General features: G+C 75.4%; 15 protein-coding genes and 1 pseudogene. 7 read left to right on the forward strand and 9 right to left on the reverse strand.

Annotated elements, in window-relative coordinates:
- Positions 1-145: 145 nt before the first annotated feature.
- Positions 146-1543: an ImmA/IrrE family metallo-endopeptidase gene (locus rosag_RS23875; RefSeq protein WP_284352698.1), complete on the reverse strand. Its 1398-nt coding sequence runs from the start codon at positions 1541-1543 to the stop codon at positions 146-148.
- Between the two features lie 890 nt (positions 1544-2433).
- Between rosag_RS23875 and rosag_RS23880 the strand changes: the two genes are divergently transcribed.
- Together rosag_RS23880 and rosag_RS23885 are read left to right on the forward strand one after the other, a co-directional pair.
- The gene (locus tag rosag_RS23880) at positions 2434-3927 is read left to right on the forward strand and encodes an ATP-binding protein (protein WP_284352699.1); all 1494 of its coding nucleotides are present in this window, start codon (positions 2434-2436) and stop codon (positions 3925-3927) included.
- 167 nt (positions 3928-4094) lie between these two features.
- Positions 4095-5261: a hypothetical protein gene (locus rosag_RS23885; protein WP_284352700.1), complete on the forward strand. Its 1167-nt coding sequence runs from the start codon at positions 4095-4097 to the stop codon at positions 5259-5261.
- A 241-nt stretch (positions 5262-5502) separates the two neighbouring features.
- Here rosag_RS23885 and rosag_RS23890 read toward each other — a convergent pair whose 3' ends face one another.
- Both rosag_RS23890 and rosag_RS23895 read right to left on the reverse strand, forming a co-directional pair.
- Positions 5503-6588: a hypothetical protein gene (locus rosag_RS23890; protein WP_284352701.1), complete on the reverse strand. Its 1086-nt coding sequence runs from the start codon at positions 6586-6588 to the stop codon at positions 5503-5505.
- 259 nt (positions 6589-6847) lie between these two features.
- The gene (locus rosag_RS23895; protein WP_284352702.1) at positions 6848-8770 is read right to left on the reverse strand and encodes a PEP-CTERM sorting domain-containing protein; all 1923 of its coding nucleotides are present in this window, start codon (positions 8768-8770) and stop codon (positions 6848-6850) included.
- A 680-nt stretch (positions 8771-9450) separates the two neighbouring features.
- On the opposite strand from rosag_RS23895, the gene rosag_RS23900 reads away from it, so the two are divergent.
- The 3 genes from rosag_RS23900 to rosag_RS23910 all read left to right on the forward strand — a co-directional run bounded on the left by rosag_RS23900 (position 9451) and on the right by rosag_RS23910 (position 12409).
- A complete protein-coding gene (locus rosag_RS23900; protein ID WP_284352703.1) occupies positions 9451-9693 on the forward strand; it encodes a helix-turn-helix domain-containing protein in 243 nt (80 codons plus the stop codon).
- A gap of 373 nt (positions 9694-10066) precedes the next feature.
- Positions 10067-10681, forward strand: coding sequence for a hypothetical protein (locus rosag_RS23905; protein WP_284352704.1), 615 nt, complete (start codon positions 10067-10069; stop codon positions 10679-10681).
- A 687-nt stretch (positions 10682-11368) separates the two neighbouring features.
- On the forward strand, positions 11369-12409 hold the full coding sequence (locus rosag_RS23910) for a hypothetical protein (RefSeq protein ID WP_284352705.1): 1041 nt from the start codon (positions 11369-11371) through the stop codon (positions 12407-12409).
- Positions 12410-12932: 523 nt separating this feature from the next.
- Here the strand turns inward: rosag_RS23910 and rosag_RS23915 are convergent.
- The 6 genes from rosag_RS23915 to rosag_RS23940 form a co-directional block, all read right to left on the reverse strand.
- Entirely contained in the window at positions 12933-13757 is an 825-nt protein-coding gene (locus rosag_RS23915; protein ID WP_284352706.1) for a hypothetical protein, read from the reverse strand.
- A gap of 416 nt (positions 13758-14173) precedes the next feature.
- Positions 14174-14554 carry a hypothetical protein gene (locus rosag_RS23920; protein WP_284352707.1) on the reverse strand — a complete coding sequence of 127 codons (381 nt, stop codon included), beginning with the start codon at positions 14552-14554 and terminating at the stop codon, positions 14174-14176.
- Between the two features lie 94 nt (positions 14555-14648).
- Complete coding sequence (locus rosag_RS23925; RefSeq protein ID WP_284352708.1) at positions 14649-15518, reverse strand: IS5 family transposase; 870 nt, start codon at positions 15516-15518, stop codon at positions 14649-14651.
- Positions 15519-15917: 399 nt separating this feature from the next.
- On the reverse strand, positions 15918-16346 hold the full coding sequence (locus rosag_RS23930; RefSeq protein ID WP_284352709.1) for a hypothetical protein: 429 nt from the start codon (positions 16344-16346) through the stop codon (positions 15918-15920).
- 222 nt (positions 16347-16568) lie between these two features.
- Positions 16569-17195 (reverse strand): hypothetical protein, encoded by a 627-nt coding sequence (locus rosag_RS23935; RefSeq protein ID WP_284352710.1) that lies wholly within the window; start codon positions 17193-17195, stop codon positions 16569-16571.
- 5 nt (positions 17196-17200) lie between these two features.
- Positions 17201-19039, reverse strand: a complete 1839-nt coding sequence (locus tag rosag_RS23940) for a hypothetical protein (RefSeq protein ID WP_284352711.1) — start codon at positions 19037-19039, stop codon at positions 17201-17203.
- Between the two features lie 366 nt (positions 19040-19405).
- Between rosag_RS23940 and rosag_RS23945 the strand changes: the two genes are divergently transcribed.
- Positions 19406-20683: an acyltransferase family protein gene (locus rosag_RS23945; RefSeq protein ID WP_284352712.1), complete on the forward strand. Its 1278-nt coding sequence runs from the start codon at positions 19406-19408 to the stop codon at positions 20681-20683.
- Between the two features lie 391 nt (positions 20684-21074).
- Positions 21075-21616: pseudogene (locus tag rosag_RS23950) on the forward strand (hypothetical protein); the annotation flags it as partial.

Below are 21616 nucleotides of genomic sequence, written 5' to 3' on the forward strand. Positions count from 1 at the left end.
ACGGCGCCGGCCGGCACGCACGGGACGCGCCGGGGCGCGGAGCCCGTCCGCCGCCCGGCGCGGGGGGAGGGGATGGGTTAGGCGTGCGGGGCGCGTCGGCGGTGGCCCGGCGGGCGGGCGGAGCGACGGCCGTCGGTACGCGACGTCACCCGAAGGGGAGGCTCGGCTGGACGTCGACGGGCGGCGGCGCGCCGGGCAGGTCGTAGACCGTCACGGGGACGTCCGCGGCGAGCAGTGTGTCGCGGATGATGTCCGCAATCACCGCCCACTCGCCGCCGGCGTGGCCCATCCCGATCCTCGGCATGTGCACGGTCGCCTGCCGTTCGTGCGCCGCCCGGGCGACGGCACGGAGGCCAGTCCGGAGCGCCTCGTACCGGATGCGTCGGGACGGAGAGGGGCCGTACCCGTGCTGCGCAACCACGCTCGCGACGCTGAGCCCGTCGTCCACCCGGCTGACGCGGACCCCGCCCAGCCGGAACGCGGCGCGGTGGTGCTCCGCCCAGTCGCGGAAGTCCGCCTGCACGACCGGCCACGCCGAACGCACGGCGCTCGCGAATCCGCCGCCGCCCCAGTTCGCGGTCTTGTCGTTGACGACCTGAACGACCAGGCGTCGTCCCGGGCCGCGCGGCTCGGTCGCGCTGCCGTACACGTAGGCGATCTCCGGCGCGGCCGGCGCGTCCGGCGCCTCCGGCGTGGCGGGGTGGAGCAGGCCGATGACGCGCGGGGCGGCGCCGCCCGGATAGGGGGGGATCCCCACCGCTTCGACGTGCACCGGGCTCTCGTCGTCCCACCACGCCTCGACGCCCCGGGCGGAGTACCCGATGGCGCTGCACTGGCGCACGACTGAGTCGCCGGGGAGGTGGGCGCGGCGGCGACGGCCGGTGCCATGGCCCGTCGTCCGACCCGTCATTCGGCGGGTGGCCCACGCGCGGGACGGGATCACGTAGTCGACCTGATAGTCCACCGGGTGTGCGCCCGGCGTCGCGCCGGTCGCGCCGGTCGCGGCGTTCCGCGGCGAGACGCAGAACGCCGCGACCGGCGCGGGGCTCGTCTCGGCGAGGCGGATGACCAGCGCCTCCGTCGAGACGTCGAAGCGCCGCTGCAGGTCGAGCACGGTCGGGACGGTGAGCCGCTCGGCCGTCAGCGGGCCCAGGGAGCCGAGCGGCATCAGGAACTCGGCCGCCGCGATGTTGCACAGGGCCTCGAGTTGCCAGGCGTCGCCCGTGAGCTCGTGGTGCCGCGCGCGGTGCCGGACCTCCGCCGCGCAGTCGGGGAAGAGCGTGTGGGCGATCTCGTGCGCGAGGGAGTACCGCACGCGGCCGCGGGGCCGGTTCGGGTTGAACTCGATGCGCACCGTCTCCCCGGCGACCGGCACGGTGCGCGCGTCCCGGACCGCGCCGTTCGCCGTGACCTCGATCTTGAGCAGGTCGGCCAGGGCGATGGGGTCGAAGGGCGGCCCGGCCCACCCCTGGTCGAGCGCGCGCAGCACGAGGTCCCGCGCGCGGTCGGTCACCGCGGCGACCGGGTCGTCGTCGCCAGCCAACGCACGAACCGACGGGTTCGTCCAACGGGTTTCGGAGCGCACGTCAGCGCGACCAGGCACGGAGGAGCGGAAGACCGGGGGAGAAGACCGGGGGAGGGGAGGAACCGGCCGCAGCGCGTCGGCGGCGACGGCGCCGTCGCCAGCGGTGCCGATGGTGACAGCCACAACAGTCGCGCCGGGTGGGCCTGTGTCGAGTATAGCGGACGGGCGGGGCAGGCGCCCGCCCGCCCCGGGGCCGGTGGCGGGCTGCGGCGCGTCGCTGCGGCGCGTCGCTGCGGCGCGCCGCAGCGACGCGTCGAAGAGGCCACCGCGGAGCGTCACGCCGGGTCAGACGCGGCATGTCACGTCGCCGCTTGCCAGGACGCCCCTCCCCAGGACGCCCCTCCCCAGACCAGACGGCCGTCGGTCGTCCCTCGCACCCGCCGACCTATCGCTCTGTGGTGCGCGTGCCCCGGCGGCCGTCGCCGCCGGTCTTCCTTCGGCAGCCGGCACGGGGATGGAGTAGGTAACTCTATGCCCCGAACAAGTTTATCTGCATATCCTCCGGTGGGGTCGCCGCCCCGGTCTTATATAATACCGGGGCGGCGACCCCACCGGATTGCATGAAGACCTGGCGACGGCGACGCGGACGTAGGCGCGTAGAATGTTGTCAAGAACGCCATCCTGGCTATCGCGATAGCCAAAATCGGCCTGTCGTGGCTATCGCGATAGCCACAAACAGGCTATTGTGGCTATCTCAATAGCCACAATCGGAGCCTTGAGAGGCTCCAGGCGCCGACTCCCGGATCTGCCGCCCTGCTGGTGCCGGCCTCGGCAGGAACACCCGTCCGGCTCGCCCGTCCGGCTCGCCCGGCGCATCGGTGAGGCCGCGAAGCACCGGAGGAGAGACCGTGCACCAGCTCGTTGTTCAGCAGAACCCCTGGTGGGTGACCGGCCTCCCGGCCCTCGCGGCCGACAAGCAGTTGGCCGCTGCGGTCGGCGCGGCCGTGTCCTGGCAGCCCCCGATGCACCTGCTCGACCTGACGCAGGACGGCGTCTACACGCTCCGCGGCCAGCGCCAGGTGGGGAAGTCGACCTACCTCAAGCTGGTCGTGAAGTACCTCCTCGAGCAGGGGTGGGCACCCCGGCGCATCCTGTACGCGGATGTCGAGGCCGCGAACGCCACGCGCCAGGGGCAGCTGCAGAAGCTGATCAAGGATTACCTGGATGACAGCGCCTCGCACGTGACCCCGGGCGAGCGCCGGGTGGTGCTCCTGGATGAGGTGACGGGGATCAAGAACTGGCAGACGGCGATCCGCGTCCTCGCCGACGCCGGTGCACTGGTCGGCGTGACCGTGTTGGCGACGGGGTCGAACTGCAAGGACGTGAAGACCGGCGGCGACCGGCTCCCGCGGCGGCGGGGGAACGTGCTCGGCCGCGACCTCCTGTACCAGCCGCTCTCCTTCCGAGACTACCTGGCCGTCACCGAGCCGGCGGTCGCGCACGCGCTGCCGACGCTCGACATCGCCGACGCGTTCGTGCCGGAGCGGCTGCACGCGGCCGCGCAGGACGCGCGGCACCACGACGCCGTCATCGCGGCCCGGTTCCACCGGTACCTGGCGACCGGCGGCTTCCTGGCGAGCATCAACGAGGAGGTCGCGCACCAGGGGGTCATCCCCGAGTACGTCTACCGCGACTACCGCGCGGCCGTGCTGGGAGAGGTCGCGCGCCTCGGCCGGCGCGAGTCGAACCTGCGGGCCATCGTGGGGTGGCTGCGCGGGAAGCTCGGACAGGCCTTCGAGTGGCGCACCATGGCCCAGGAGGCCCAGATCGCGCGGCACGAGACGGCGCAGGACTTGGTCGAGGACGTGGAGTCGGCGTACGTCTGGCACCTGTTGTACCGCACGAAAACGGTCGACGCGGCCGCACCGACCTTCAAGAGTCCCAAGCGGCTCTACCCGCTGGACCCGTTCACCTGGCACATGCTCGATGCCTGGAGCCGCAACGTGCCGACGGGCTGGGAGGCGACGCAGCTGACGCTCGGCGACCCCGACCGGATGGGCGCGCTGGCCGAAGCGGTCGCCGTCGACCACGTGCGGCGCCTCTTCGGGCCGCACTGCTACTACTACCGGAGCGACACCGACGAAGAGATCGACCTCGTCGCGACGAGGGCTGGCGCCACGGTCCTCCGCGCCGAGGTGAAGTACCGGAACAAGATCGACGGCAAAGACCAGGCGGCGCTCCGCCGGCACGGGGGCGGGGTGCTGTTGAGCAAGCACAGCTGGCACTTCGCGCCGGGCCGCCCGGGGGACGACGCGGCGACGCGCGGGCCCGTGGTCGAACTGCCCATCCCGCATGCGCTGGCGCTCTGGCCGTGCCCTTCGGTGTTCGCCGCCGTCGAGTGACGGGCCTGCCAGCGTCCAGCCCCCGGCGGCCGACCACATCCCGGCGCGACCCGGCGCGACTGCACGGCGGCGCTCCGGACGTGTCGGACCGCCGAGTCGGACGCCACGTGTTGGCGACGCACCGGCGACCTGTGAGCGGGTGAGCGGACGCGCCCCCAACTCGCCACGTGCCGAACACGCATCCTGACGACCTCACGGTCGACGAACTGGCCGCGGCGGCGACCCGACTCCATCGGGCGCTCGCCGAACGGCCGGCGCTGCTGATCTCTGCTCTCCAGTACCGCCTCGGGGAGGTCGGGCAGGCCCGCCTGCACCCACGGGCGCTGGTGCGGACGCTCGAGGAGCTCGCGAACAATGCGCGGCCGCGCCGCGGGCGGGTGCCCACGGGAGTCGCCGTGCCGAGGGCCGGGGTCGCCGTGCGCCGGGGGCTCACCCCCGACGCCACAGCGGCCCGTGCAGCGGAGGCCGTGGCGGCGGCACGGGCGCTCGCGGCCCGCGCGGGCGATGCGGCGGTCTGCTTGCTCACGGCGGTCGTGCATCAGGCCCTCGGCCCGACGGCGACCGGCGCGCCCAGTCCGTCCGGGGACGCGGGGCCCACCATCCGCGCCCCGTGGGACGCCGCAGCGGCCAGTGCACGCCCCGCCGTCCCAGGCGCCGTCCCAGGCGCCGTCCCAGGCGCCGTCCCAGGCGCCGTCCCAGGCGTCCCACTCCGCTACGCCGCGCCGGATCCGGCGGTGGGACAGGGCATCGGCCCGCCGACGCCGGGCCGCGTCCTGGCCCTCGACGCGCACGGCCGCCTGCCGCCCGTGTGGGTCTGGGTCACGAATACGCTCGCTTGGCTCGGGCCCGACGATCCGGCGCTGTGGAGCATGCTCGACCGGTCGGCAGCCGCAGGCGCGCGGCTCGCTGTCGTGGCCCGGATCGTCGACCTCCAGTCGTTCGCCGTTCTGAAACAGGTGGGGGCCGTCGCCGTGCAGGCGCTCCAATGGTTTCTCGCGGCCGAGCCCAGCCCCCAGGAAACCGCCGCGGCCCTCGCCGTTCGCTGGCCACCACTCCGCGGGGCGGCGGGCGCGCGCGCGGCGGCGGTCGCCGACCGGCTCGCAGGGCTCCGCCAGTCGGTCCTCGCCACACCCCTGGCCCCGGAGCACCGCGCGGCCATCCAGGCGGGATGCGCCCTCGGCCTCCACGACCCCACGCACGCGCGCCCGACGACGCTGCTCGCCTGGGCCGCGCGGCGCGACGTCCGCATGCACCCCCAGTGGACCCACGCGGTCCGACGCTGGGCCGTGTGGGAGACCTACCACGCCCCCGCACGCCAGCCGGTCGTCGGCTGAGCGCCTGAGGATCGCCGAGTCGTAGAGAGCGCCGCCCAGGAGGCTGGCCCTGTCGGACACGGCCACGCCCCACCAGCGCGGCATGCTGCGACATGTGGGCGACGCGCGTGGGGCGACACGCGTGGGGCGACGCGCCAGCAACCAACGGCCTTGACGGCTAGCCGCCGCTGAGCCGCCGCAGGGGGGGGCCGAGCCCGCCAAGCCCGCCGAGCCGCCCCGCTCTTGACCCGTCCCGCGGGCCCTACACGCGCAGGACGTGGTGGGCCGCGTCGTTCAGACAGGCGAGGACATCCGGTCCGCCGGCCGGCGCGGGCAGCCCGAGCGGGGGAAATCGGAAGAACTTCAGGCTCGTCGGGGACGGCCCGCGGTCCGTCAGCACGCCCGTCACCCCGTGCAGAAAGTACGCGAATCCGCCGACCGCCTTCGGGCGGTCGAACAGCTCGCGCATGGCGTCCTCGCCGACTTCCGTCACGACCGCGGTCGTCAGCGCGTCGACCTGCCGGACCATCGCGGCGACGGCCGGCTGCTCGTTCGGAAACGCCACGGGGAACTGCTCCGCGCGGGCCTCCAACTCCGTCCCCGCCGCCGCACCCACCGCGGGCCCTGCACCGTCGAGCGCGGGAGGGCGCGGCGGGTACGCCTCCGGAGTCCCCGCCGGCGCGGTGGGCCAGAGGGCGGCGCGATCCAGGACGTTGCGGGGGCTCACCAGCACGACGCCGACGTCCGCGGGGGACGCATCGATCTGATCGAGCCCCTTCTGCACGTTCTTGATGACGCTCTGCGGTGCCGTGCTGTGCAGGGCCTTGCACGCGAATCCCCAGCGACGGCCGGCGACGGTCACCAGGACGTCGGGGTTGTCGCCCTCCGACGCGTCAGGGGCGTCCAGCGCGACGTCCGTCCCACAGCGCATCGCGAAACACGCGATGAGCAGCTCGAACAGCTTGTTCGCGTTGCGGTCCGTGGCGGGGGCCGCGGTCGTCTGCAGGGGATCGGGACCGGCCCGCAGGCCGGACGCCTCGGCGAGCAGCCGCAGGTGAGCGGTCAGCTGCCGCGCGTCGGGGTGGCTGCGCACCGCGAGGACCGCGCCGGCGAACTCGGCCACCCCGATCAGGCGGGCGTACTGATCGCGGGCGTCGGGCAGCAGGAGGTCGGCCGGCGGGCGGCCACGGAGCTGGTCGGCGATCTCGTGCGCGACGAGCATCGCGTGGTCGAGCGGGCTGCCGGGCGCCGAGGCGATGCCGAGGGCGCGCAGGAACTGCTCGAACTCAGCGACGACGCTCGACGCGCGGTCGTACGAATAGACCAGGGGATCCACCAGCGGCTCCATGCGGGGGGTGGGAGCGGGGCCGCTCTGCGCAGCGCCGCGCGGGCGCCGTCGCCGACGGGGGGACGCCCCGCGTTCGACCCGACGCCCGCGCCGCGCGGCTGGTCAGCAGATCCGTACGCGGATCTGCCGCGCGCGGCAGGCCGCGCGTGAGATGGCATGACGCGCGCCGCGACGCCAGGGGCGCGCCCACGGCGCGCCCACGGCGCGCCCACGGCGTGTCCACCGTGCGCCGGCCGCCCCCACGCCGGCGCCGCGTGCCTCAGCGGACCGTGTAGGGTCGCCGCGTGTCGCGCGTCTGCGCGAGGGCCCACGGGGCGCTCAGGTCCGGGTCCACGCGCGCCATGAGCAGGAACTCGCTCGCGGTACAGGTGGCGGCCGGGTGCGTGATCTCGATCCGCGCGGTGAAGCGCTGCCCCGGGGCGAGCGGCGGCACCGTGAGCCGCGTGGTCGGATCCCCGTAGTGCCCACAGACCTGCAGGTTCCCCACGCTCCGCCCCTCGTCGCTCCGGAGCTCGACCTCCGTCGGCGGCGTCGACGCCGCGCGGCCGTCGTTCCGGACGCGCAGCTCGACGACGAGCGGTCGCCTCAGCGCGGCGACGCCCTGGGTCTCCGGCGCCGGGTCGAGGCCGGCGACCGTGAGCGCGGGCAGCTCCCCCCGCACGGCCCCGCCCCCCGCCCCGTTGTTCGCGCGGTGCGGCTCGTCCGTCATCCGCTCCGGGTCGATCACCGCCACGGCCGCGAACGGGAGGTTCACGGCGGTCGTCAGCGGGGCCATCCGCAGGTCGCGCGTGAACGCGACGCGCTCGCCGGGGCCGAGCGCCGGGAGCGCCACGCGGAGCGCGCTGCCCGCGATGCCAGGGCACCGTGCCGCCCCGTACGCCGCGCGGCCGTAGAGGTCGACGCAGAGCTGGACCTCGGACGGCGGTGCGGCCACCCGGCCGGCGTTCTCGATGACCACGCGGGTCCGGAGGCTGCCGCCTGCCGGTGCCACACTGTCGGTCGCGACCAGGACCGGGCGGAGGTCCCACCCGGCCGCGCATGCGCGGGCGGCCCCGCAGGGCTGGCCGGACTGCGTGAGGCTCGTGTCGGGCGGGACGGGAGGCGCCGACGGCGGGCCGTCGACGGCCGCGCGCAACACGCGGAGCGCAGACCCCGCGACCACGACCGGCGCTGCCGAGCGGGCGCCCGCCATGGTCCCGCGGCTCGAGGCCTCGCTGACCGCCTGCCCAGAGAGGCCGGCCGGGGCGGTGGCGAGTCCGGCGAGCGCCGTCCACCCCGCGGCCCACATCGCCGACGGCACTGCCGCGGAACCGGGACGCGGCCGGCGGGGGGGATGGTTCGCGTGGCGTCCGGTCCGGCGTCGGCGACGTCCGACCACGATCCCGCACCAGCCAATGGCGACCAGCGCGACGGTCGCCGGCTCGGGAACGCTCGTGACCGGCGGCCCGGCAGCCACGCCGCCGAAGCGCAGGTCATCCAACACGAGGAAGGTGCCGCTCGCGAACTCCGCGGCGTAGATGTCGCCGCCCGGTCGGATCGCGCCGCGGAACGCGCCCGCGTTGACTGCGGCAGGCGTGGTGATGGGGGCGAGCGCCTCGAGGTTGTACGTGCCGAGCACCTCGCCCGCCGCCCCGAGCAGGCGGATCGACGGACCCGGCGGGACGGGCGTGCCGTACAAACACGGCGGCGTGTAGTTGAGCACGGCGCCGACGCCGGCCACGGGCGTGCCGAACGTGACGCGGAGTGCCCCGCCCGACGCCACGGCGGCGAACGGGCCGCCGCCGGGACCGCCGGGGCCGGGCGGCCGTGTCGGGATCCACGATCCGTTGGAACAGTCCGCGGTGACGGTGCCCCCGATGTTCGTCCGTTCGGCGGTGATCACCGCCGCCGCCCCCGGCCCGTCGCCCACGCCGTGCAGGGTGACGCCGGCCACGGACATCCCTGGGGTGCCGACCGTCGGGACGACGCGCACGGTGCTGGTCACGCCGTCGAACGTGACGAGCCCGGTCGGCCCGCCGAGCGCTGCCAACGCGTCCAGGAAGGCGGTTTGGCTGCCGACCAACATCGGTGCGGTCGGCGATTGGCCGACCGCCGTCGTTGCGGGCACGCCCGTCAGGACGGCGGTGACCAGGACGACCGCGCAGTGGTGCCCGGCGTGTGACAGTCGAGCGGGGGTGGGCATGACGAATCAGCGGTGAGCAGAGGTGGAGCGCCGGAGGCCGGCCTGCGGACACCGGCGAGAGTACCGTGCGGCTCGCCAGATGACAATAGTCATCCATACCATAGTCCGTCGAACTACAGCCGGTGGGCCGGTAACCATCCGCCGTGCCCAACGACCCACACGGCTCCCGCCGCCCGGCCGCGCCGGCGTCGCCGGCGGCGCGCGCCCCGTCCGCCTCCCGCGACCGTCCGCGCCGCGGGCGCGCCTCCGACGCCCCGCCCCCGGATCCGCCCACCCGACCTGCGCCCGGGCGAGCGCCCCGCATCCCGCGGACCGGACCTGGCGACCGACGGTCGCGCGACGGCGTCGCCCCCACGCGGTCCGCGGGGGCGACGACGCCGACCGCGCGTCCCGGGACCACGCCGGCGGGGCGTGCCCCGCGGATGGACGCCCGGGCCGGTGCGCCGCGCGGGCGCGGGCCGGCGGGGGCGGCGCCCGCGCCGAGCGACGTGCCCCGGCGGCCGATGACGGCCGTGCCTGGCGACCCGAGGGACCCGCACGCGGACCGCTCAGGGCGCGCCGAGCGGGCCGCGCGCGGCGCGGCCCCTGGCGCGGCCCCTGGCGCGGCCCCTGGCGCGGCCCCTGGCGCGGCCCCTGGCACGGATGACGACAACGCGGCGGCGCGGCGTGCGCTCGGTGCCGTGCTCGCGGCGCTCCGCCGTCCGACCGGGCTTTCGCAGGAGCGGCTCGCCTTCCAGGCGGGCATCGACCGCACGTTCGTCGGCCAGCTCGAACGCGGCACCAAATGGCCGACCCTCGAGACCGTGTGGCGCATCCTGCACGCGCTCGACGTGGGCTGGGACGCGTTCGGCGCCGCCCTCGCGGAGCGGTCGGAGCTTCAGCGCCGACCCGCGCCGGGGCGGGGGTGGCGCGCCGGCCTCTGAGCGGACGGCGGACCACACGCGCGGCGCCAGGGAGGGCGCACTCCACGCGTGGCACCCGCCGGCGGCCCACCGCCGTCCGGCACGCCCGATCCCCGGAGCCGGCGCGGTGACCGGGCGGCTGTCGCCCGCGCCCGTGGGTGCCGGTGCCCAGCCAGACGCGGCACGATGCGGGGAAGGCGCCGGCCGACTGACCGCCGCGTCGCGGCCAGCCGGACGGTGCTCTCGCGCCGCTTCGCAGTCGGCGCGCCGAGCCGTCAACGGTGAGGCCACCTGCCGGCGCCTGCCGGCGCCACCTGACGGCCGCGGGGCGCGTCCCGCTCGGCGCCATACAATCTACGGCGGGCTTTATCGTTCGTAAAGCGCTGCTCGCGACGTGCGCTCCCGGGACCTGCCCCCGCGACCGCCGAAGCCTGGACGGCGCGGTGCCTTCTTGCGATACTCGTTTATGCGCCATAAAATAGTCGCCGCCTGGGAGAGCGGCGGCGCCGCGACGGCCAGCGAGGCATCCGGCTCCCCCCGGTGGGGGACGGCACGCGGCGTAGGCCCGTGCGGCAGCGCGCGCATGCGCGCATGCGCGCATGCGCGCGGCATCCGCACCGCGATCCGCGATCCGGCGAAGCGACCCTCAATGACGATGGATGCGACACGAACCGCAGACTCGGCCGACCCTGGACCGTACGTCTCCGCTCGGGACGACATCGATGCGGCGACGCGTCTCGCGTGTGCGTGCCTCGCGCGTGCGTTCGCGGCGGCGCTCGTCGCGCCCGGTGCATGGGCGGCGGACGCGTCGCCCGACGTGCGCGACGCGGCGTACGCCTGCGTCGCGGCGCTGAAAGCACGCGGGCGCTCGCCGGCGCAGGTCGTCGTCGCCGTCAAGCACGCGCTCGCGGGGGTCCCACTGCCGCTGGGCGTCCGCATCGACGACATCGTGACGAGTCGGGAGCGCGTGGTCGGCTGGTGTATCGCGGCGTACTTCCGCGATGACTAACCACGCCGGAACGCCCGCCGGAACGCCGTAGGTCCCGTCCTCTGCCTGGGTGCGCGCACAGGCCCGCACGTGCGCGGCGGCAGCGACCGGCCAGCGCCCGCCAGCGCCCGCCAGCGCCGGCCAGCGACCGGCCAGACATCTGCCGCACACCGGACCGCATCGCACGTCCACCCCGTACGCTCACACCCTGTGGCTGTCCGCACGCCTCCACGTGACGCGCTGGCCGCCGACCGCGCGGCGGCGGGGTGGATCCGCAGCCACACCGGCGACCCACCCGCCCTTGGCCGCTGGCTCGCCGTCGCGCTCGTGGTGTACCGGCTCGCGCAGCTCCCGCCAGGCGCGCGCGGGGCGTTCGCGCACGCCGTGGCGACGGGGCGGCGGTCGGTGCGAGCAGGCCAAGTCCCCGCGGCCGGAGGCCCCGAGTGCCGTCCGGCGCCGGTCTGCGCGCCGGTCTGCGCGCCGGTCTGCGCGCCGGTCTGCGCGCCGGTCTGCGCGCCGGTCTGCGCCGCGACCGACGGACCGCGGTCTGCCCGGCAGGTGCGTGCGCGGCCGCCCGTGCCGTGGCGTCCGACGCGCCGCCCGGCTGATGCGCACGTCGTCGGCGAGATCGTCCCGCCGGGCATGACTGTTCACCACCCCGCGTCGTTGTACCACGGTCCGGCCCTTGAGGCGGCGCCGGAGGCGCCGTTGCCCCCTGCAGTCGTCGCCGGACTGCGCATGTGGGGGCGGCACGGTCGGCGCGCCCTCACGCGCGCCGTGCGGCAGGAGGCCGCGCAGATGGAGGACGCCGGGGCGTGCCACCTGGCGTACAGCGCACTCGAGGCGCTGCGTGCCCTCGGCGGATCCGGGAGGCGCGGCGGCGCCCTCGCGGCGCAGCAGGCGCGGGTGGCGCGCCGGCTCGGCGCGTCCGACCGCGCCCTCGCCCTCTACGCGGCGGCGGCGCGCGGCGCGGCGCGGCACGGCGACCGGGCGCTGACGGCGCGCGTGCGGGTCGGCGTGGGCGCCGTGTTGCTGCAGCGCGGCCAGTTTGCGGCGGCGCGCGCGGCCTTCGTCGAGGCCCTCGCACTGGCATCGGCGGCGTCCGCATCGGCCGGAAGCGCCCACCACGGTCTGCTGCTCACCGCCACGGCGACCGGGAACCTCGATCTCGCGTTCGCCCACGGCCGCGCGGCGTACCGCGCGACGGCGGCCGACCCGATGGCGCGGGCGGACCTCCTCGTCACCCTCGGGCGCCTCCTGCACAGCACGGGACGAGATCGACCCGCGCTGCGGGCGTTCGCGGCAAGCCTGCGCCTCGCCGCGGTCCCACCCCGCCGCGGGTTGGTGTGGCGCGCGCGAGCGCTGCGCGCACAGGCACTCCGCGGTGCCGTCTCCGCCGCCGCCTGCGCGGGCGACGAACTCGCCGCCGCGCGGTACGCGCGCGCGCTGGCGCTCGCGTTTCCGGGGCGCCGGTCCGCGCTCCCGCTCGCCGCGCACGCGTGGATCGACGCCGCCGTGGCACACCTGGGGCGCGGCGACCCCCACCGGGCGACCCGCGCGCTGGCGCGCGCCCGATGCGCCACGGGGGCGCCCGCCGATGACGCGTGCGCGGTCGGGGCGCCCGCCACGCCCCGACTCGCGGCTGCTTGCCCGGACGAGGCGCGGAGCCGTCGGGCGTCCAGCCCGAGGCCCGCCGAGACACGGCGGTCGCGCGCGGTCACCGCACGCGCGCCGCTGAGGCTCTGCTGAGGCTCTGGTGAGGCTCTGCCGCGCAGCCGCGCAGCCGCGACCGGCCCCGGCGTGACTCGGACAGCGGATCACAGAGTTGGTGCGGCGGCGAGTCTTGGGGGGATGCAGCGACGCGGCCGGCGGGCGGTGCTGGTTCGGGTAGACGCCCACGCCGACCCGGTCTCCCCGGAACGCGAGCCGCAGGCGCCCGAGCTGGCCCGGCGCGCCCAGGTCCTGGGAGCAGCGCGGCGCGTCCGTGGCGATCACGAAGCGCGCGCAGAAGGCAACGAGTGCGGCGCGGTCAAGGCCCGGCGATTCGGTGTGCGCGGCCCACCGCGACGGCGCGTGAGGCGGCCAGATGCGCTCCGGCACGAGCCGGAAGCGTCGCGGCGCGCGGCGGACACGCGAAGCGCATCGGGCGGGGGAGACCGCCCGACCGGGGCAGCGTTATCCGGCAGCGAGAAAACAGCGAATAAGCGTCGGCGGTGTTCCGGATGAGCGTTGGTCCGGGGCGGCAGTTCGGCTGATTCCGGTGGTGCTGATGTCAGAGAGTCGGGCCGCCCCCGCCCGGCGGGAGCTTCTGCTGTCTGCGCCCGGCCGCGTGGCGCATGGCTTCCAACTCCTGCTGCAACGGGCGCCAGTACGCGTCGTCCGCGGCTCGCTCGCGGTCCTCCTCTTCGGCCAGGGCCGCGCGGAGTGCCGCGAGGGGGAGGCCGCCGGAGGCGGCCCGGCGCGCGTAGGCGACGACCTCCCGCTCGGGGCCGACGGCGGCCGCGGCCTCCGGTGCCCGCGGCCTCCGGTGCCCGCGGCCTCCGGTGCCCGCGGCCTCCGGTGCCCGCCGGGCGCAGTCGACCAGCGCCTCCGGCGTGCGCAGCTCGCGGAGCCAGAACGCGACCCGGGCAGGCGTTGGCTCGCCGGCGAACTGACGGTAGTGCACGTCGACCAGGCGCCGCACGACGGGCCAGTCCTTGTCAGGTCGCGTCTTCTTCGCCGCCACCAGGTCCTCGGTCCCCATCACGTCGACGTCGCCGACGCCTTCGAGGGGGACGATGGTTCGCCGTGCCCAGCAGGTCTCGAAACCTGGGACACCGCGCATGACCGCCATCACGTCGCGGCGCATGTCACCTGCGGCCGCGCAGCGGAAGTGCACGGCGTGGCCCCGCGCGAGGACCTCCGGCTCGAAGGGCGGGACCGCGATCACCTCAGCGCGGAGATCGGTGAGCGCCGCGCCGAGCCGCGCCAGGTTGTCGGGCGCGGCGCAGATCGCCAGGTCGACGTCGCGGCTAAACTCCGAGGCGCCGTAGACGATACACGCCTGCCCGCCCATCAGCAGGGCGCGGACGCCATGCTGCCGCGTCGTGGCCAACACCGTCTGGACCGGCGCCGGGAGTGGGGTCGTTATCGAGGCGCCCTCCGAGCGCGTAGAAAGTGTCCCACAGGCGACACGACTCGCGCCACCGCTGCGACGGGGTCAGCCGCATCCAGTCGGCGAACTCCTCGCCGTAGATCCGCGCCCAGTCGTCGGCGGTGAGCGCGCTCGGGGGAAGCGGCAGCACGGGCTCGAGCAGCGTCGTGAGGGGGGAGTGCGGCCGGTCCTCGGGCATGTCCCCATAATGCCCAGGCGGACGGGGGGCCGCCAATGCCGGGCGCCGCGCCCACGCCGCGCCCACGCCGCGCCCACGCCGCGCGCTCCGGGGTGCTCGGTCCCTAGGAGCGGTGACCGCACGGGTTGCGTGCCTTGGGCGCGGGGGCGGAGCGGCGGGCGGCGGCGGACGCCGGGCGGCGCTACGGGCGCTTGGCCTTGGGGCGCGGCGGTTCGGGCAGGGGCAGCGTGGCGGGCCCCGTGATGACGGGCGGGACGACCATCGTGCAATCGCCAGCGAACCCTCGTGGCATGATGTGGCGGGGCACGCGTCCGTCGATGCCCCGGCTATCGGCGGCGCCCCCTTGGGCCCTGGCGGAGGTCATGGCGGCGGGACTGAGAGTGGCGATGGCCGCCGCCGCCTCGTCGGCCGGCTGTGTGCCGCCGCACCGCCCGGTCGCGAGCAGGGGAGTGTCCGCCAGCGAGTCGGCGAAGACCAGGTGCGCCCGGCCTCGGACGAGGGCGACCTCGCAATCGGTGATCGAATCGCAGCGCCCCGTGACCACGGTGAGGGTGCCGCCCACCAGCGGCGTCCAAGCGCGGGATACACGGAGCGGGGCGACGTACGACGCCGACGCCCGGCCGGGGGCGTCACGGCCGGCGTCGGGGCTGCCGCCGCTAGGCTCCGTTTAGGAATGGCTGCCGGAGGAGCAGGCGAACCATGCCGAGGACGACCCACGCGCGGTAGCGGACCGCGAGCTTGTCGGCGCGCTGGGCGATGCGACGGAACTCCTTCAGGTGGCCGACGGTGCACTCGATGACGTGCCGCTGGCGGTAGCGGCGCCGGTCGAAGCGGCGGCCGCGCACGGGGCGCTGGTCGTCGCGGCGCGGCAGCACCGCCGTCACGCGGTGCCGGCGGCACCAGGCGCGCAGCGGGGCAAAGCTGTAGGCCTTGTCACCGGCCAGCGCGTCCGGGTAGCGCCGGGGAGCGCCGCGCCGGCCGCGGACGCACACGCTGTCGAGGAGTTCGGGCACGGCGCGCAGGTCGCTCGCCTGCCCGGCGTGCACCGCGACCGCGAGCCCCAGGCCGCGCCCGTCGGTCACCAGCGAGAGCTTCGTGCTAAACCCGACGCGGCTGCGCCCGAGCGCGTGGTCGGGCGGCTCGCCGGCGGGCACGTTTTCCCCCCGCGCCCGCGGCCGCCTTGTGGGCCCGGACGATGGTGGAGTCGATGCAGAACAGCTCGAAGTCGATGGCGTTGTACTCCGAGCGCAGCGTGCGCTGGAGCGCGCGGTGGATCCGGTCCCAGGTGCCGTCGCGCTCCCAGCGCGTGAAGTACGCGTAGAGCACGTCGGCCACGGCGGGTAGCGCGCGGGCAGGTCGCGCCACGAGGCGCCCGTGGCCAGCATCCACAGGATCCCGTTCAGGATCGGCCGCCGGTCCCCGGGGCGGCGGCCCCGAACGGCGGGCGGCGGGAGCAGCGGCGCCAGGCGCCGCCACTCCGCCTCGGTCAGGTCATGCCGCTCGACGATCTCGTACTTGGACCGCATCGTCCCTGCTCCGGCTGACTTCGGCGATCAACGCCGCAAGATCCGGGCAGCATTCCTAAACGCAGCCTAGGCGCGGTGAGCGTGTCGAGGCGCTCAACGGTCGCGAGCACGACGGCCCCGCCGCGGGTGCGGGCGGCGATGATCCGTTCCTCCAACGCCCCCTGCGGCGGCTTGCACCGGCACGCGGCCGCTCGGCAGTGGGCGGTCGCTGGAACTGGGGTCGCGAGGGCCAGCGCGAGCAGGCCGGCAAGGGAACCTGTCAGGGGTGGCGCATGCGCGGAGCGTAGGCCCGGGCGCCGGAGGGCGGCGAGGTTCGCATCCGTGCCTCCGCGGGCCGGCCACCAAGTGCCGCGGGTTCTGGGCCGTCGCTGGCCCGTCCTCGGCCCGCTATCAGGGCGATCAGCAATCCTGCGCCGGGGCCCGGCGAACTCGCCACGCGATGTACCAGCGCGGTACCGCGATGATCGCCAGCAGCCATGGAGCGAGTCCGACCACCGTCGCCCAGGCCGCCCGCCGAGCCGCGTCGCCGGCGGAGCCCACGAAGTCGCAGGAAGCCACCATGGTCCCCTCGGTCCCACAGCCCGCACGGGTGGCGATGGCGACGGTGGCGACCCACAGGACGGCCGCTGGCGCGAGCAGCGGTACGGCTACGCCGGCCGCGAACCATTGCCTGCCATGCGTCGGAACCGCGGGCTGCCCGCCCAGCGCCTGCGCACGCAGCGCGATGGTCGCGATGGCACCAGTCGCGGCAAGCCCTCCAACCGCGATGGCGACCAGGGGCGGTGCACCCGCGACGGCCAGCCCGTGCGTGCCGAGCAGGCCGGCCATGACGCCGAGCGCGCCGGTGAGCACCCCACCGGCGAACCGCCGCCCGCTGCCGGCCGGGCGTGGTTCGGTGGAGGCGGAGGATGTCGGCGTCGCAGAGCTTGCTGGGGACGCGGAGCTGGCGGGGGAAGCGGGCGGCGGAGGAGACATGCCCAGGAGCCTATGACCGCCGCTGCGGTTCCGGCGAGGCCTGGGCGGCCGCCCGCGCCCTCGCGGACGCGCTCCTTACGGCGCCGGCCTGGCGCGGGAGGCACACCGCGCCGCCGCCCTGACGGCACTCGGCGCACTGCTATCTGACGCCACGGCCCGGATGGCGGTGAAGCCCTGATCCCTTGCGGTGGTCGTGAGGCCTCCCTGATCGGGGGGGTACGAGGTGGCCACCGGTTCACAGGCTGCAGCCGCGCTCCCGTCGAGCAGCCGGTCGACGTCGATGTCGAGCCCCGGGTTGCTCAGCATCAACGCCGCCCGGATGGCATGGGCGCGCGCTGCCGGGGTCGCGCCAACATCGCCCGCGACCGCGACGGCAGCCGAGAGGACCGCGGTGTCGCCGGTGAGCGCCGCGAACTCATAGATCTCTCGGATGCGCCCGCGATTCGCGCTGAACCGCAGCGCGCGGGTGGCCCGCGCGAGGACCTGGCGCCCCGAGGGGCCACATCCGGTGAGGAACGCGGGGCCCCAGTCCGGAGTGGAGGCCTCGGCCGATGCGTCGAGCGCCGCAGCGGCGGAGTCACACCGTTGCTGGACGAAGGCGATGGAGTCCGCCACGCTGGGGGCCTGCGCGGAGGAGGCGGCCGCGGGCAGGAAGGCGACGAGCGCCGCGATGATCGCGGCCCGAATGGCTTGGGTGAACATAGTGGTCAGGGGAGCGGATTGGCGACGTAGAAGTCATCGAACTGGCACCCCCCAGCGTACTGCCGGAGGACGGCTTCGCGCGTCTCGTCGGCGTCGAGGGCGGAGTCCGCGGGCACGATCTGGGCGTGGTAGAGGGAGAGCCAGGCCAGGGACGCTCGGAGCACCACGTCGTCGCGGGTTGCCATGTAGTCGACGATGCGCTCGTGCTGAACGTGCAGGTCGGAGTTGGCCAGCTTGTTCCGGTAGATGCCCTCGTGCGAGTTCGACGCGTAGGTGCCGTTGGGGAGCCGGAAGCCCTCGTGCCGTTCGATCTCGGCGCGCAGGAGTCCTAGCGAGGCTTGGGTGCAGTACGGCGTTCCGTCGCGGGCGTGGGTCCCCCAGAAACCCCGACCGTCCTGCGCCGCGCCCCAGGAGCCGACGCCGCTGAGTGCTTCGTTGATCTCGATCTGCGAGGCCGGGAATACAGGCTGTGGCGAGACGAAGGAAAAGCCCGCGTTGGGTCCGCTCGCGATGGTCACCACGTTGATGGCCGCGGAGTCAAGCCCGTGCGAGTTGCGCCCGAACTTCTTGTAGATGCGCAGGGGCCAGAGCGGCAGCCGTGATGGCACCGCCACCGGCGGGCCGGCCGGCACGTAGGCGGGCCACGACCGTGCCGCAACCGGAATGGTGCGTATCGCGCTCAGCGTGAAGGTCTGCCCGTCCACCACGGTGGTGGCGTGGACCGAGAGGGTCGTCGTGGCGGCCATGGTGCCCGACATCCCGCTGTAGGTGCCGCCAGCGGCTACGTCCTCGTTGACGGTACGTGTGGGTAGGGGACCCGTTGCATCACTCTGGACGTCAACGCTGGTGACGCGGAAAGCCACTGCGGGACTTACGGTCGCCTGGCACGTGACGACGTCTCCGCGTGTGACCGACGCCGGTGTGCACACGAACGAGAGGGTCGGTACGGGGGCGTTCGTTGGGCGACTCACGGCCACGGCCTCCGAGATCCCGGGACCGCCGAGTGCGGCGTACATGCGGCCGGGGTCTGCGGGGGCGTAGGTGCACTGCATGCTGTTGCTGCACGCCGGGACCTGCGCGAGCCAGTGCAGGGGGTAGTTCGCGGGCGTGGGGCCGAGGTCGTTCGGGCTGTAGTACCAGGTGACCGTCTGCACCGGCAGGTACGGCCAGCGGATCGTGAACGTGCGCGCCGTTGTGCCGGCGACCGGCGCGCTGATGGCCATGGTCGGCGCGTTGATCGGCGTGACGCGTACCTCTTGCGTCCCGGACATGGAGTACGCGCCGGCCTGCGACTCTGCCGAGCCGCCGGTGCCGGGCGGGCAGCTGAGGGTCGACGGTGCGTAACAGCCGTATCCCTCGACGAGGTTCGTGCGCTCGACCGAGAGCACCGCGCCGCCCTTGAAGCGGCCGGCGGCGATCAGCGTGTACGGAACGCCCGCCTTCGGGGTCATGCCAGGCTGGTACTCGCCGTAGACCGTCGATTGGGCCCAGAGCCGGACCAGCAGCAGCGACTGCGGCGATCCGATGCCCTGCGGGCCCGCGACTTGGCCGGCGTACTGCGGCGTCGTGCAGTTCGGGTTGCAGTAGGGGAGCGAGGCCGGGTTCACGCCGAGCGTGATGCCGCCCGTGACCTCGATCATCGCGTACGCCGTGTCCGGGATCGTGATTCCCGTGCTGCGCTTCGAGAGGCCGCCACCGGCCGTGTTCGTCGGGGGCACGTACAGGTCGAATGCCTGCGACGGGGCGGGGTCGAGGGCGAGGGCGGGGCGCGGAGCGAGGTCCCGATGCGCTGGGGCGGTCGGATGCCGGTCGGGGAAGCACGCCCCAACGAGCGCCGTGGCCACGAGGAGCGGCGAGAGGCCCGCCCGGCGGCGCGGCGGGGGTGTGGCGGGGCCGCGCTCAACGCCGGGCGAGCGAGACGCGCGCGCCGCTTGAGGGGGCGCGGGGGGGAAACGCATGCGGGGTGTCTCCGAGGAGCGGGGGCTGTGCGCAGGCGCGGCGGTCGCCCGGGACCGGGTCGGCCACAGGCGGACGGCAGCACGCGCGCGACCGGCGCTCGGCGGGCGGGGTGCGCGGCGGCGTCGGTCGTCGGCAGGGTCCCGGGCGCGCCCGCGGGCGCCACGGCGGCCCCCGGCCGGCGGGCCGGGCCCGCGTGGACGGTCAGACTGCGGCGTCCGCGCTTCGCGGGATCCTCCTCGCCGCCCGTCTCAATGCCCCCCGACGCCCCCGCCCCCGCGCCGCCAGGCGCGCCCACCCCCGCTCGCCCCGCCCGACCGAGCGACGCCGGCTACTTCCTCACGCTCGACGGCTGGCGCGCCGTCGCCATCGGCCTTGTGGTGGCCGACCACGTCTGCAAAGGCCTGATCCGCGACATGGATCTCAACCGGGCGGTCGCCCGGCTCGCGCTCGGCGCCCACGGCGTGAACCTCTTCTTCGCGATCAGCGGCTTCCTCATCACCGCGCGCCTCCTCCAGGAGCGTGAGGCAACGGGCGGGGTGTCCCTCGGCGCGTTCTACGTGCGCCGGGCCTGGCGCATCCTCCCGCCGGCGTTCGCGTTCCTCGCCGTCGTCGGGTGCCTCGGCCTCGCCGGCGCCCTCCCGGTGGCGGGCTGGGACTGGCTGGCGGCGCTCGGGTTCTGGCGGAACTACGCCGAGCCCGTCCTGAACGACACGGGCTACTACACGGCGCACTTCTGGTCCCTCGCCGTGGAGGAGCACTTCTACCTGCTCTGGCCCGGGGCGCTCGTGGCGTTGCTGCTGGCCGCCGCGCGGCGCCGCAGGGACGACGACGTCGCGTATGGCGCGGGAGGCGGCGCGGGCCCGGTCGCCGGCGTCACGCTCGTCGCGGCCATGGCCCTCCTCGGCGCGCTGCTCGTTGCGGCCTGGCGCCCGGTCGTGCTCGGCCAGCAGATCGCGGCGGTCGGCCATCCGACGTGGCACTACTTCGTGCGGACCGACACGCGGCTCGACGCCCTCCTCTGGGGCGCGGCCCTGGCGGCGGCGGCGCGGACGGGGTGGGGGGCGCGGGTCGCGGCGCTCGTCGCCCGGCCAGCCGTACGGCTGGCGGTCGTCGCCGCCGTGGGCATGATCTGGACCGTCTACCGGCAGCGTCCGACGATCTGGGAATCGGCCTTCCTCGCGCTGCTCGTCGGCGGGAGCGTGTTCGCGGCGGGCGCCCGGCCGGACGGGCGCCCCGGTCGGTTCGATCTGCTGGGGCGCGCCCTCGAGACCGGGCCGGCGCGCTGGCTCGGGCGTCGCTCGTACGGCGTCTACCTGTGGCAGCAGCTCTTCCTGCCGTCGTTCGACACGCCGCTGCTGGCCGCCGGGGTCGGCCTGCCGGGCGTGCTGCAGCGGTGGCCGTGGAACGGCGTCGCCCTCCTCGCCGTCGCTGCGGCCAGCTACCGCTGGGTGGAACGGCCGTGCATCGCCCGTGGGGCGGCGCTCGGGCGGCGCATCGCCGCTGCGAGACGACACATCGCGCGAATCTGAGGGCGACGGCTTGGATGCCGGCCATCCGGGGTTATTGTAAGGCGTGTACCGACACTGGGTTGGAGCTGGTCTCGATCACGAGGCTGTGACCGTCCATGTGACGGCGATGCACAACAACACCTGGCAGGCCCGGCTGCGGGCGGCCCTGCGCGCGAGTGCACGATTCGCTCGAGACGTTCTGGTGGTCCTGGCGGCGCATAGGATCGCGCTCCTCCTCGGCCAGTAGACGGAGTAAGCGGCATTACGATGCGGGGTCGGTCCACACGGGCCAGCCCCGCATCGCCGTTCGGGGCGCCGGTCCCTGGGCAGGTCGCTACGATTCCCGAGCGCCTGAGCGGGCGCCGACCAGTTGAGACCGCCGGCACCGCGGGATTCTCACCAGAGGGAAGGCGTGGCGGGAGCACGACGGACGGGGACCGGCGCGGCGGCGCCCGCGCAGAGCGCTGGCGGGCCGAAGATCGTGAAGCGCGGGCCGGGCGCCGGCCTCGTTCGCCCACGGACGGCGAAGTCCGAAGGGCTGGCGGAGATCGGGCGGCTCCACGACCTCGACCTGCGGCTCGACGGCGGCACGGCCCGCGTCGCGGTCGCGCTCGAGGAGTGGCGGGTGCTCGACCTGGCGGCGCACCTCGGTCGGACGGGAGAGCAGGGGTGGCCGCCGGACCCGCTCCTGGTCGGCGCGTTCCCGGCGGTCGCGCACGCCCCGGCCGGCGCGCCGACGGGCGCCGGCGGGCGCCGGCGCCGCCCGCGCCCCGCGCCGGGGGCCGCGCCGGGTCCCGGGCCTCCCGTGGTCGGACGTCAGTCGGACGTGCTCGGGGAGGACGCCCGTCGCCCCGAGTTCGCGGCGAGCCCGAGACCGGAGCCCCGGGCGGTCATCGCCCAGCGGTCATCGCCCAGCGGTCATCGCCCAGCGGTCATCGCCCGCGGGACGGCGTG

The sequence above is a fragment of the Roseisolibacter agri genome, assembly GCF_030159095.1.
GTDB lineage: Bacteria > Gemmatimonadota > Gemmatimonadetes > Gemmatimonadales > Gemmatimonadaceae > Roseisolibacter > Roseisolibacter agri.